Source organism: Rhizobium hidalgonense, from assembly GCF_002914525.1.
Classification (GTDB): Bacteria; Pseudomonadota; Alphaproteobacteria; order Rhizobiales; family Rhizobiaceae; genus Rhizobium; species Rhizobium hidalgonense.
Map to the genome: position 1 here is coordinate 98,218 of NZ_LODW01000053.1, position 12,484 is coordinate 110,701.

The window sequence follows — 12,484 nt, forward strand, 5'->3', positions numbered from 1 at the left end:
CTATCGAACCATGGTTTCTGTGGACTTGATGTTTTCCGCGCTTCGACAATACAGGGGCGCATGGACACAAAATTCATCGGCAAGAAATCGGCGGCAGCTGGCGGTTGGGGCGCTTTGAAGAGCTGCGGCAAGCAATTGCTGCAAAGCGGCATGCCCATCTCGGGCGCGCGCACCATGCTGAAGGCGAACCAGCCGGATGGGTTTGACTGCCCGGGCTGCGCCTGGGGCGATCCCGAACACGGATCCTCGTTCGAGTTCTGCGAAAACGGCGTCAAGGCGGTCGCCTGGGAGGCAACGGAGAAGCGGGCAACGCCGGCCCTTTTCGCTGACAATACGGTATCTGAGCTGCGCCGGCTGTCAGATTATCAACTGGAACTTAACGGCCGCCTCACGCATCCGATGCGCTACGATAGGGCGAGCGACCGTTATCTGCCGGTTTCGTGGGAGGATGCCTTTGCCGAGATCGGCAACATCCTGAAGGGCTTCGATACTTCGAACCGGGCGGAATTCTACACCTCGGGCCGGGCCAGCAATGAAGCCGCCTTCCTCTACCAGCTGTTCGTGCGCGTCTACGGCACCAACAATTTTCCCGATTGCTCCAACATGTGCCACGAAGCAAGCGGCATCGCCATGCGCCAGGCCATCGGTGTGGGCAAGGGCACGGTGCTTCTGGAGGATTTCGAAGAGGCGGACGCCATCTTCGTGATCGGGCAGAACCCGGGCACCAACCATCCGAGAATGCTCGGCGACCTGCGCCGGGCGGCGATCCGCGGTGCGCGTATTGTCGTCTTCAACCCCATCCGCGAGCGCGGCCTGGAGCGCTTCTCCGACCCGCAGGACAAGATCGAGATGCTGCGCGGCGGTTCGACCGAGATCGCCAGCCAATATCTGCAGCCGCAACTCGGCGGCGACATGGCGGCGGTGCGCGGCATGGCCAAGGCCGTGCTGGCTGCGGAAGACAGAGCGGTCGCCGCCGGTCTACCCTCCGTTCTCGACCATGCATTTCTCACCGAACATTGCGTGGATTTTCAAGCGTATCAGGCAGCGGTCAAGGCGACGAGCTGGGCTGAGATCGAGGACCAGTCGGGACTGAGCCGGGAAGAGATCGAACGGGCCGCCGATGTCTATATCGACGCCGAACGCGTCATCTGCACCTGGGCTATGGGTGTCACCCAGCACCTGCATTCGGTCGCGACGATCCGCGAGATCGCCAATTTTATGTTCCTGCGCGGCAATATCGGCAAGCCGGGCGCCGGCCTTTGCCCGGTGCGCGGACATTCCAACGTGCAGGGCGACCGCACCGTCGGCATCAACGAACAGCCGGCGGACGAATTCCTCGATGCGCTGGAGAAACACTTCCGCTTCGCCGTCCCCCGCGAGCATGGCCACAATGTCCTTGCCGCGATCGGTGCGATGCTCGACGGTTCGGCCGAAGCCTTCATCGGTCTTGGCGGCAATTTCGCGCGCGCCACGCCCGACAGCACTCTCGTCGAAAAGGCGCTTCGGCAGCTGAAGCTGACGGTCCACATCGCAACCAAACCCAATCATTCGCATCTCATGCCAGGCGAGGCGGCCTTCATCCTGCCCTGCCTCGGACGCACCGAGATGGACCTCAACGAAGCCGGCAATTCCCAGCTCGTCAGCGTCGAGGATTCGATGAGCATGGTGCATGGCTCCGCCGGCATCAATCGTCCGGCCTCGCCATACCTGCTCTCGGAAGTCGCCATCATTGCCGGCATTGCGCAAGCGACGGTCGGTTCCGCCGTGGTCGACTGGGCGGAACTCGCCGACGATTACGACCTTATCCGTGATCATATCGAGGCGACCATTCCGGGCTTCGAAAACTACAATCAGCGCCTGCGCACGCCGCGCGGTTTCCACCTGCGCAATGCGGCCGCCCATCGCGAGTGGGATACGCTAGCGGGCAAGGCCTCATTCTCCTCCGAGGCGCTTCCTGAGGAGACGGTGCATCAGCGTGCGCGAAAGGGCGAAGGACATCGTTTTGCCCTGCAGACATTCCGCTCGCATGATCAATACAATACGACGGTCTACGGTCTCGATGACCGATATCGCGGCGTCTACGGAGAGCGGCAGGTCATCTTCATTCATCCCGCCGACCTGGCGGCGATGAATGCCGAGGCCGGTGACCGGGTCGACGTGATCGGCGAGCATGATGACGGCATCGAGCGCATCGCTGAGAATTTCCGCCTGGTGCCCTATGACATTCCGAGGGGTAGCATCGCCGGCTATTATCCCGAGCTGAACGTGCTGGTGCCGCTCGGCAGCGCCGGCAAGGAAAGCGATACGCCGACCTCGAAGTCGATCATGGTGTCCTTCCGCCGGCGAAACGCTGCGTGAGTGAAAGACTGTCCGAGGTCGATCGGTTTCTCGCGCTGGTGGCTGCAGCGCAAGAGGGCGATATCAGGCTGACATCCATACAGGCAGGCCTCCTCGTCGCCGCCGAACTCGGGATTGCGCGCGACAGCCGCGCCTTTGCGCGCAAGCTGGGGATCGCCCATTCCCTCGTACTGCGGGAGCTCAATGTCCTGGCGGAGCGCCAAGACCTGCTTGAGATCGTCCGCCGAGAACCAAGGACGATGACGGTGCACTACACATTGCCGCCGGCTTCTTCGGCGCAAGCGACGGCTTTTGCTTCTTGTTGCGTTGTCCCGGAACCGCTGCACACTGATGACGCGCTATCATCGGCAGACGCGCTTCCTGGTGTCGGAAGGGTATTCCCCGTAGGTCGATTTATAGACTGCGGAAAACCGGCCGAAATGAAAGAAGCCCCATTTGAGGCAGATCGCCTTCATGGTTTCGGTGCTCTGGGGGTCGAGTAGGTCTTGGCGCGCCGCGCGCAAGCGAAGCGTCAGCAGATAGACGGCGGGAGAGGTGCCCCTGAAGGCACGGAAGCCGGTTTCGAGCGCCCGGCTGGAGACGCCGGCGGCTTCGGCGACCTTCGGCATGGTGATCGGCTGATCGATATTGGCCTGCATGAATTCGATCGCCTTGCGCACATGCCGGGGAGCGATGAGGGCAGGCCCCTTGTCGAGGAAATGCGACAGCCGGTTCGGCACCATGCGCACGACGAGATCGGCCAGCGCCTGCGTCATATGCGCCATGGCGATCGGCGACTGCAGCAAGGGGCCGTCGTCGCGCATGCCGATGGCGATCGTCTCCGTCAAGTTACCGATCGTCCGGCCAACCGGCGTCGACAGATCCAGTTCGGGCAGCAGATCGAGAGAGCCGCTGAACGGCATTTCGAACGTCTGGCCTATCGTCTGCAGGATCACCGACCAATTGATCAGCAATTCGTCGATGACATTCGACTGGCCGTGCATGATGACGCTGTCTGGTTCGAAATTATTATAGAGAAGCAATTTTCCTTCCCCCGCCTCGGCGACGCGGGATCCATAAGCCACCCCCATGCCGCCGCTGCGCGGCACGACGATCGACAGATACTCTGCCGTATCGGCGGTTGGCTCGATATTGAACTGAAACTCCGCCTCGTGATAGCCGGTCAGCAGGACAGCGCTGTCAGTGGCGGAAAAATCCAAACCCCATTGGAAGTCCTGGGCGCGGCCGACAGGCTCGGCATCGAACGCGCCGAAGGCGCCGCCGAGCGTTTCGACCATGTTGTCGAAGGACGAACCGCGAAACCGAAACGAAAATGGCGCATGGCTATTTTCGGACATGCTGTTCCCCTTGTTCAGGGTGGCTGCGTTGCCCTGCTCTTCTCAACTGCTCGCACATCCGGGCGTGAGCCGCGATCCGTGTTGAGAAATCGATGCGGATGGACGAAGCTAGGTCATATCCTAGCCGATCTGGGCCCGGAGCGCAGCAGGCCTCGGCCGAGCAGGAGGATCTCCGCGCGGGATCAGCGTCTTGTGCCAGCCGATACAGGCCGAATTCGGACGTGGCGGGCGTCAAAAAAACCAACTCGTTGCATGCATTATCGACAGCTCCCATCCGATCAGTTTCGCAGCTCGAGGGCCGGAACTGGCAGAACTCGGAACGATAGGCAAGTCTTCACGCCACCGGCTATCGGTGATGAAACGATTACGCGAAAGGGCAAATTAATGGGTGTATCCGTGAGGCCACTAAAGGCTCAAACGCGGCGGTCTCGCCGCCAGGCTGAAGTTATGGAGAACGCCCCCGATCCGCGATCTGCGCAGTCGCCTGCCGAAGGCTCTATAGTGGACCGCTTATAGCCTTCGGCAGGCAGACAGGCATGCATACGCACGGGATGGGGTGCGTATGTACGATCCCTTCCATCCTTTGGGGGTGATGGATGAACGGGTTTGGCTTAAGGACCGCAAACCATCATGGCCTTGGTCGAAAACCATCTTATTGCACCGTGGCCATCGAGCAATTGTCGGCCCCCGATAAAGTCGACCAAGCGGCTTTTCGCGACGCAGTCTGGACTGGTTTTGCGCAAAATGTATAGGATAACGCTGGCTGGAGGCATGTTCGCGCCGCGGCTTGCACAAAGCGGACAGAGACCTCGAATGTCTCATCTGGCGCGCAGAAAGGGCCTGCTTGAGAAAGCAGCGGGAGCGCTCCGGCGTCACAGTTCCAAGGTGGTCGCATACCGTCACAGAAGGCTAGGCGCTTGGGGGGAGCCCCCGATTTCTATGACATCGATACGCGACGCGCGCAATTCCTCAGCCAGCCAGTGTGATCGGGCAAGTCTGAAGAAGCCATTTGATATCAAGCGACTTCACGGTCCGACTGCGGCCGGCTTCCCGTTTCCCCAAATGGCGACATGATACCGGTGTCGCCAGCGAAACGGAAAGACGGCCGCATTTGGAGCTTCAGAGGGCGACCGACAGGGCGCTGTCGCGCTCCGGAGCCATCTCGTGTGAGTTCACCATTGCACTGGCGAGCTGACGGAAGGTGACGAGCCCCAAGGTTTCACCGGAAGGCGAAACCACCCTGGCGTCGCCCTCTGGCGCCGATGACAGCATGCGGACGGCTTCTTCGACGGTCGTTCCCGCCACAATCGCCAGTCCAACCGGCGCCGCACCTGAGTGCAGCGGCGTCATCACGGCTTCGACATGGATGACTCGGCCGCGATTGACCTCCTTGACGAAGTTGGCGATGTAGTCGTCGGCCGGGCGCAGTACGATGTCCTGGCTGGTGCCCTGCTGGATGACTTCGCCGTCGCGCAGGATGGCGATCTGGTCGCCGAGACGCAGCGCCTCGTCGAGATCGTGGGTGATGAAGACGATGGTTTTCTTGATCTCCTTCTGGATATCGAGAAGCACTGTCTGCATGTCGGTGCGGATCAACGGGTCGAGCGCCGAATAGGCTTCGTCCATCAGAAGGACCGGGGCGTCGTTGGAAAGAGCCCTGGCCAGGCCGACGCGCTGCTGCATGCCGCCGGAGAGCTGGTTGGGATATTTCTGTTCGAAGCCCTTCAGGCCGACCCGCTCCAGCCAGCGCATCGCGACGTCGATGGCTTTCGGGCGCTCCATGCCCTGTACTTCAAGGCCGAAGATGGTGTTGTCGAGAACGTTCCGGTGCGGCAGAAGCGCGAACTTCTGAAACACCATCGCCGTCTGATGCCGGCGAAACGTTCGCAATTCCGTGTCGTTCATCTTCACGACATCGACGCCGTCGACCAGAACTTCGCCGGCGGTCGGGTCGATCAGACGGTTGATGTGGCGGATGAGCGTCGACTTGCCCGAACCCGAAAGACCCATGATGACCTGGATACGGCCGGAGGGGATCTCGACATTGATATCCTTCAGGCCCAGCACGTGACCGTGCTTTTCGTTGAGCTCGGTCTTCGACAATCCTTTCTTGACTGCGTCGACATGCGCAGCGGGATTGGGGCCGAAGATCTTGTAGAGGTGGCGGATCTTGATGCCGCCGAAACGTTGATCAGCCATGGACGATCTCCCGATGCTTCTGGAGCCTCTTGCCATATGCCTGGCTGACCCGGTCGAAGATGATGGCGATGCCGACGATGGCGAGGCCGTTGAAAATGCCTAAGGTGAAGTACTGGTTGGCAATGGCTTTCAGCACCGGCTGGCCAAGTCCCTGGACGCCGATCATCGAGGCAACGACTACCATTGCGAGCGCCATCATGATGGTCTGGTTGATGCCGGCCATGATAGTGGGAAGCGCCAGCGGCAACTGCACCTTGAAGAGCTTTTGCGCACTCGACGTTCCGAAAGCGTCGGCCGCTTCCAAAACGTCCTTGTCGACCAGCCTGATGCCGAGATCGGTCAGGCGAATCATCGGCGGAATGGCGTAGATGACGACGGCGATCAGTCCCGGCACCTTGCCGATGCCAAGCAGCATGACGACAGGAATGAGATAGACGAAGCTCGGCATGGTCTGCATGACGTCGAGGATCGGATTGACGACACGCTGCAGCCGGTCGGAGCGCGCCATCAGGATCCCCGTCGGAATGCCGATAGCGATGGAGAGCACGGTACAGACGAAGATCATCGAGACCGTCCGCATCGTATCGTCCCACATGTCGAAATAGCCGATCAGCAGCAGGGTGACGAGACAGCCGAGGACAACCTTGAGGCTGCGGCTGGCAAACCAGGCGATGACCAGGATGATGGCCGTGATGATCGGCCACGGCGTCTGTGTCATGAAGCGGTCGGCAGCGATGAGAAAATGCTGCAGCGGGGAGAACAAGGTCTCGATGCCGTCGCCATAAGCGCGCGTAAAGCTGCGAAAACCATCATCGATCGCCTTCTTCAGATTGCGAAGTGCGTCGTCATCCATATGCGGGAATTTATAAAACCATTCCATTCGGGTCCCCTTTTTCTTTAAGAGCCGTGGCAGTCTTTTTGGTTTTGTCGGCGGCGAGAAGCGGTGCGCCTTTTGCGCACCGCGATAGTCGGATTTAAAGCATGATGCCGAAACTGGGCGGCTTTCTCATGCTCTAACGCTTCAGTGGAGAACAGAAATCGGATTTCAGACCGAGCCCGGCCTGAAATCATCATGTTCTAGAGGGCAGCTTCGATCTTCTTGGCTGCCTCCGGCGAGACCCACTTGGTCCAGATGTCCTTGTTTTCCTCAAGGAAGTGCTTGGCGCCGTCTTCGCCGGTCGCCTGGTTGTCGGTCATCCAGGCCATCAGCTTGTTGACCGTTTCATTGCTCCAGGAGCGCTTCGAGAGATAGTCCATGACCTCGGGGCCGGCCTTTTCCGAGAAAGGCTTTGCAACCAGGGTCACGACGTGATCGACCGGCCAAGCATTGGGCTTGGGGTCCGGGCAATCGGCGACGGTGTTGCAGCGCTTCCATTCGGCGGCATCGTTCGGCACGCCGGCTTCGAGCTTGACCATCTCGTATTTGCCGAGCAGCGCGGTCGGCGCCCAGTAGTAACCGGCCCAGCCCGCCTTGCGCTCGTAGGCCTTGGCGATCGAACCATCGAGACCGGCAGCCGAACCGGTATCGACGAGGGTAAAGCCGGCCTTGTCGGCGCCGAAGGCCTTGTAGAGCTGTGTGGTGACGACAGTGCCGCCCCAGCCCTGAGGGCCGTTGTAGATGGCACCCTTCTTCGCGTCTTCGGGATCGGGGAAGAGTTCCGGATGCTTCAGCACGTCGCCGATGGTCTTGATATCGGGATGAGCCTCGGCGAGATATTTGGGAATCCACCAGCCCTGCACGCCGCCATCGGGCAGCGGCGAGCCGACCTGGACGATGCGGCCTTCATCCGTTCCCTTCTTGACAACATCCGGCAGCAGGTCGATCCAGGCTTCCGGCGCGATATCGGGCTGGCCCTTTTCGGCCATGGAGGTGATCGTCGGAACGGTGTCGCCAACGGTGATATCGGCGCTGCAGCCGTAACCTTCGTTCAGGATGAACTTGTCCAGGTTGGAGAGAACTTCGGCGCTCTGCCAGTTCATGCTGGCGATGGTGACGCTGCCGCATTCGGCGGCGCTGGCGTATGACGCGCCGCCGATCAGGCCGAACGTCAAACACGTCGATGCAAGTAATTTCTTCATTCTCGTTCCCTCTGTTTAGCGGCTTGTCTTGTCGAGCGGGGTGCCGCAGTGCCCGCCCCAACGGTTGTCAGGAAGCCTTTCCCATACTCACCGATCTCTCAAATGCTGCAGACAATCCCTTGGCGACCGAAGCGTCGAACCCCGCTGCGCGCATGCCTTCGATGGCTGCTGCGGTGGTGCCGCGATAGTCGAGAAAGGCCCGAACGATATGGTCGGGAGATTCGTCGTGGCGCTCCAGCAGGCGACCGGCGCCTGATATCACGGTGCTGACGGCGCGGCGCGCAATCTCTGCCGGCAGGCCATGGGCAACAGCGTCGCGCATCATGGCGGCCGCCAGCAGTGCCGGGAATGCCGGTCCGGATCCGGAAAGGCCCGTCAGGTAATCGATGTCGCTTTCCCTTGCGACTTCGTCCTCGGATCCGCATGTGCTGAAAATGGCGCGGACGATGGCGCGGTCTTCTTCGGTGATCTCGTTCGTGCCGATCCAGGGCGTATAGGATTTCGACACTTCAGCAGCAGCATTCGGCAGGGCGCGGACGATGCGAGCAGTCTTGTGGCGTGAGGAAAGAGCGGTGAGGCGAATACCCGCCATGATCGATATGACGAGCTTGCCTTTGGCATCAACCGCAAGGGGATGCCAGTCGGTGGGGCGGACGGAGAGAAGGATCAAGTCCGAGCGGTCGGCAAGCGCCTGATTGTCGGTCGTCCAGAAAGAATTCGGAAAATGGGTTGGGCGCTCGCTGCGATAGGAGAGCGAGAGATTTCGAGCATCGACCAAGCCGGCATCGAGGATCGAGCCAGCGATTGCGCCGCCAAGCCAGCCGCCGCCGCCAATGATGCCGATCCTCAAGGAAACGCTCATCCGGGCCTCCTCTAGCCGGGCCGATGGCCATGCCGGGAGAAGAAGCGATCAAGCTCCCTCTGCTGCGGCACTTCGCCCGTGTAGATCGCAATATACTCCGGAATCCGTTTCATGCGGACGGCAATATCCTCCCTTGACTGCATGGAAATGTAACCGATCTGAACGAGGTAAGTTGTTCGCGCTCTGACATCCGATGTCGTTTCTGGTAAGCCGAACCGCATAAACATGCGCTTGAGCGCCTCCAGCCGGATCTGATCGGCCTGCTGGACCTCTGCGAGAAGCTCGTCGGATTGCAGCGCCCAGCTGCGCACGGCAAATTCGAATTTCGCGTCGAACAGATCATTGTCGAGCCAGCAATCGAAGACATTGAGCATCGCTTCGGCCAGCGATTCCGCATAGGCTTCCGACCGCTTGACAATATTGCCGGTGTTTTTGTCGCGCCATAGCGCCACGAGCGCGCTCAGCAGTTCCTCCCGATCCTTGAAGAACCAGTAGAAGCTCGTGCGCGAGAGATTGAGCTTCTTGGCCAGCGGCAGAATTTTCACCGAATCTACGCCGGAGTCCAACAGAGAGTGATAAGCTGCCTCCAGCCATCCCTCTTGCGATCCGCGCCAGCCGGTGTCGTTCAAAGACTGATCCATGCGTTATCTCCTATCAAATTATGAGGCCGCGCACAAGGAAAATGTACATTGGTGTCGAAAACGATGACTTAACTGTTTTCCACGTTGACACCTATGTACATAGCGCCTAGCGTCTCCCTCGATGTTTTAATCCGGAACCACGGCCCATGTCGAACGATCCCCTTCTGCAGCCCTATCAGCTCAAGCATTTGAAGTTGCGCAACCGTATCATCGTAACCTCTCACGAGCCGGCCTATCCGGAAGACGGCATGCCGAAGGGAAAATATCGCGCCTATACGGTAGAGCGCGCAAAGGGCGGGGTGGCTTTGACGATGACAGCGGGCTCGGCGGCCGTCTCCAAGGATAGCCCGCCTGTCTTCAACAACCTGCTTGCCTATAAGGACGAGATCGTTCCCTGGATCAGGGAGATGACCGATGCCGTGCATGAAGAGGGTGCGGCAATCATGATCCAGCTCACCCATCTTGGCCGGCGCACCCGCTGGGACAAGGGCGACTGGCTGCCGGTCCTTGCCCCCTCGCATCATCGCGAGGCTTCTCACCGCGCCTTCCCGAAGAAGATGGAAGATTGGGATATCGAGCGCATCATCAAGGATTTCGCCGATGCGGCCGAGCGCATGAAGGCGGGCGGCATGGACGGTGTCGAACTGGAGGCCTACGGTCACCTGATCGACCAGTTCGTGTCTCCGCTCACCAACGAACTCGACGGTCCCTATGGCGGCTCGCTGGATAATCGTCTGCGCTTCTGTTTCGATGTGTTCAAGGCGATCCGCAAAAGAGTGGGCGACGATTTCATTCTCGGCCTGCGCTATACCGCCGACGAATGTCTTCCCGGCGGCACCGGCAAGGCCGAAGGGATCGAAATCTCCAGGCGCCTGAAGGAAAGTGGCCTCATCGATTACCTGAACGTGATCCGCGGCCACATCGATACCGACGCGGGTCTCACCGACGTGATCCCGATCCAGGGCATGGCGAATTCGCCGCATCTCGACTTCGCCGGCGAAATCCGCGCCGCGACCGACTTTCCGACCTTCCATGCGGCGAAGATTCCTGATGTCGCCACCGCCCGCCACGCAATTGCCGCCGGCAAGGTCGACATGATCGGCATGACCCGCGCCCACATGACCGACCCGCACATCGTCCGCAAGATCATCGAGAAGCGGGAAGAGGATATTCGCCCCTGCGTCGGCGCCAATTACTGCCTCGATCGCATCTACCAGGGCGGAGCCGCCTACTGCATCCATAATGCTGCGACCGGCCGCGAATTGACCATGCCGCATATCGTCGCGAAGGCCAACGCCAAGAAAAAGGTCGTCATCGTCGGCGCCGGCCCGGCCGGTCTGGAAGCGGCGCGCGTCGCTGGAGAACGCGGCCATCAGGTCGTGGTCTTCGAAGCGGCGAACAATGCCGGCGGACAGGTCCGGCTCACTGCCCAAAGCGAGCGCCGTAGGGAAATGATCAGCATTATCGACTGGCGCATGAGCCAGTGCGAGAAATACGACGTCACCTTCCACTTCAATACATGGGCGGAAGCCGGCATGATCGAAGCCGAGCGCCCCGACGTCGTCATCGTCGCGACCGGCGGCTTGCCGCATACCGAGGTTCTTTCGCGCGGCAACGAACTGGTGGTCTCTTCGTGGGATATCATCTCCGGTGACGTGAAGCCTGGCACCAACGTGCTTGTTTTTGACGATGCCGGCGACCATGCCGGTCTACAGGCGGCGGAGTTTCTTGCCAAGGCGGGCGCTAAGGTCGAGATCATGACGCCGGACCGGTCCTTTGCGCCCGAGGTCATGGCCATGAACCTGGTGCCTTATATGCGCTCTCTCCAGAAGCATGACGTGACCTTCACGGTCACCTATCGTCTGGAGGCCGTCGAGAAGAGCGGTAACCAGCTCGTCGCCCATGTCGGCAGCGATTACGGCGGGATTGCCAAGCAGAGCAGCTTCGACCAGATCGTCGTCAATCACGGGACCATCCCGCTCGACGAACTCTATTTCGAGCTGAAGCCCAGCTCTAGCAATCTCGGCGAGATGTCGTACGACCAGCTTCTTTCGGGAGAGCCGCAGTCCGTCATGCGCAATCCCGAGGGCAGGTTCCAGCTGTTTAGGATCGGCGATGCTGTCGCTGCGCGCAATACGCATGCCGCCATTTATGACGGCTTGCGCATCGCCAAGGATATATGATTGCAGGAGCGGCCGCTCGTCGGCCGGTCATTTCGGGGGGTGATATGAGTTTACGTGAGGAAAGCCTCCAGTCTTTCGTGGATGCCGCGTCTGTTGCTTTCGATCGGTACGCGAAGGCCCCGGAGGCCCGGCGCTCGATCCGCCAATTTTTTGCGGCGCTGGAGCAGCCGGGGGTCGCGCGTGTGGGCGAGGGACGCCGGTTGCCCGTCTGCGCTGAGCTTGATGTGGCGCTTGCGGTTGATCCCTCGTACGATCCTTCGCTGGCGCGGTTGATTGAGGCGTTCAAAGGCATCGAGCCGATGCTTGAATGGCGCCGACGCACCAAGTATGACCACACCGCCGGCGACAATTTCGTCGATGGCCACGCCAATGCTATGCTCATCGGCCCGGGAGGATTGGAGGAGCGGAGCGACCTTTGGTTGGGTGTGACATTGCTGGCGCCGCACGTGCGCTATCCCGATCACGACCACCCACCGGAGGAAGTTTATCTGGTGCTTTCCGAGGGAGAGTTTCAACAGGGGGAGGGGGACTGGTTTTCGCCCGGTATCGGCGGATCGTTCTACAATATCCCCGGGATCAAACATGCCATGAGGTCGGTGGATACACCGCTCTTCGCCTTCTGGGCGCTGCTTTCCGAACGGCCGCACTGATGGCCGGCAGTCTAGAAATAAAGGGGTTTTGCAAATGAAGGTTCTCGTGCCAGTCAAACGGGTTGTCGACTACAACGTGAAGATCCGGGTGAAGCCGGATGGTTCGGGTGTCGAGCTTGCCAATGTGAAGATGTCGATGAACCCGTTCGACGAGATCTCGGTGGAAGAGGCGCTG

Annotated in this window: 9 protein-coding genes and 2 pseudogenes; 5 read left to right on the top strand and 6 right to left on the bottom strand. The window is 60.3% G+C overall.

The annotated features are described in order from the left end of the window. Window positions 1–60: 60 nt before the first annotated feature. Both ATY29_RS15170 and ATY29_RS37690 read left to right on the top strand, forming a co-directional pair. The gene (locus ATY29_RS15170; protein ID WP_097536801.1) at window positions 61–2,358 is read left to right on the top strand and encodes an FdhF/YdeP family oxidoreductase; all 2,298 of its coding nucleotides are present in this window, start codon (window positions 61–63) and stop codon (window positions 2,356–2,358) included. Then, window positions 2,355–2,624, top strand: a pseudogene (locus ATY29_RS37690) (hypothetical protein); the annotation flags it as partial. The gene ATY29_RS15170 and the pseudogene ATY29_RS37690, both read left to right, overlap by 4 nt. Window positions 2,625–2,699: 75 nt before the next feature. Here ATY29_RS37690 and ATY29_RS15180 read toward each other — a convergent pair. From ATY29_RS15180 to ATY29_RS15205, 6 genes are all read right to left on the bottom strand, one after another. Further along, window positions 2,700–3,695, bottom strand: a complete 996-nt coding sequence (locus ATY29_RS15180; protein WP_097536802.1) for an AraC family transcriptional regulator — start codon at window positions 3,693–3,695, stop codon at window positions 2,700–2,702. 1,119 nt (window positions 3,696–4,814) lie between these two features. After that, window positions 4,815–5,894, bottom strand: a complete 1,080-nt coding sequence (locus ATY29_RS15185) for a quaternary amine ABC transporter ATP-binding protein (protein ID WP_003568815.1) — start codon at window positions 5,892–5,894, stop codon at window positions 4,815–4,817. Further along, window positions 5,887–6,774, bottom strand: a complete 888-nt coding sequence (locus ATY29_RS15190) for an ABC transporter permease (RefSeq protein ID WP_025418659.1) — start codon at window positions 6,772–6,774, stop codon at window positions 5,887–5,889. Before ATY29_RS15190 ends, ATY29_RS15185 begins: the two co-directional genes overlap by 8 nt. Before the next feature lie 197 nt (window positions 6,775–6,971). After that, window positions 6,972–7,973 carry an ABC transporter substrate-binding protein gene (locus ATY29_RS15195; RefSeq protein ID WP_025418660.1) on the bottom strand — a complete coding sequence of 334 codons (1,002 nt, stop codon included), beginning with the start codon at window positions 7,971–7,973 and terminating at the stop codon, window positions 6,972–6,974. A gap of 67 nt (window positions 7,974–8,040) precedes the next feature. Continuing rightward, window positions 8,041–8,835 (bottom strand): pyrroline-5-carboxylate reductase family protein, encoded by a 795-nt coding sequence (locus ATY29_RS15200; RefSeq protein ID WP_003568818.1) that lies wholly within the window; start codon window positions 8,833–8,835, stop codon window positions 8,041–8,043. Between the two features lie 11 nt (window positions 8,836–8,846). Continuing rightward, on the bottom strand, window positions 8,847–9,476 hold the full coding sequence (locus ATY29_RS15205) for a TetR/AcrR family transcriptional regulator (protein WP_003568819.1): 630 nt from the start codon (window positions 9,474–9,476) through the stop codon (window positions 8,847–8,849). A gap of 146 nt (window positions 9,477–9,622) precedes the next feature. On the opposite strand from ATY29_RS15205, the gene ATY29_RS15210 reads away from it, so the two are divergent. The 3 genes and pseudogenes from ATY29_RS15210 to ATY29_RS15220 all read left to right on the top strand — a co-directional run. Beyond that, window positions 9,623–11,659 (top strand): NADH:flavin oxidoreductase, encoded by a 2,037-nt coding sequence (locus ATY29_RS15210; protein WP_003568820.1) that lies wholly within the window; start codon window positions 9,623–9,625, stop codon window positions 11,657–11,659. Between the two features lie 44 nt (window positions 11,660–11,703). Continuing rightward, entirely contained in the window at window positions 11,704–12,309 is a 606-nt protein-coding gene (locus tag ATY29_RS15215) for a dimethylsulfoniopropionate lyase (protein ID WP_003568822.1), read from the top strand. Between the two features lie 34 nt (window positions 12,310–12,343). Continuing rightward, a pseudogene (locus ATY29_RS15220) lies at window positions 12,344–12,484 on the top strand (electron transfer flavoprotein subunit beta/FixA family protein); the annotation flags it as partial.

Excerpts from the sequence above, each read along its gene's own strand:
- ATY29_RS15215 (WP_003568822.1), top strand. The coding sequence starts at position 11,704 with ATGAGTTTACGTGAGGAAAGCCTCCAGTCTTTCGTGGATGCCGCGTCT.
- ATY29_RS15195 (WP_025418660.1), bottom strand. The coding sequence starts at position 7,973 with ATGAAGAAATTACTTGCATCGACGTGTTTGACGTTCGGCCTGATCGGC.
- ATY29_RS15190 (WP_025418659.1), bottom strand. The coding sequence starts at position 6,774 with ATGGAATGGTTTTATAAATTCCCGCATATGGATGACGACGCACTTCGC.
- ATY29_RS15185 (WP_003568815.1), bottom strand. The coding sequence starts at position 5,894 with ATGGCTGATCAACGTTTCGGCGGCATCAAGATCCGCCACCTCTACAAG.
- ATY29_RS15200 (WP_003568818.1), bottom strand. The coding sequence starts at position 8,835 with ATGAGCGTTTCCTTGAGGATCGGCATCATTGGCGGCGGCGGCTGGCTT.
- ATY29_RS15180 (WP_097536802.1), bottom strand. The coding sequence starts at position 3,695 with ATGTCCGAAAATAGCCATGCGCCATTTTCGTTTCGGTTTCGCGGTTCG.
- ATY29_RS15210 (WP_003568820.1), top strand. The coding sequence starts at position 9,623 with ATGTCGAACGATCCCCTTCTGCAGCCCTATCAGCTCAAGCATTTGAAG.
- ATY29_RS15205 (WP_003568819.1), bottom strand. The coding sequence starts at position 9,476 with ATGGATCAGTCTTTGAACGACACCGGCTGGCGCGGATCGCAAGAGGGA.
- ATY29_RS15170 (WP_097536801.1), top strand. The coding sequence starts at position 61 with ATGGACACAAAATTCATCGGCAAGAAATCGGCGGCAGCTGGCGGTTGG.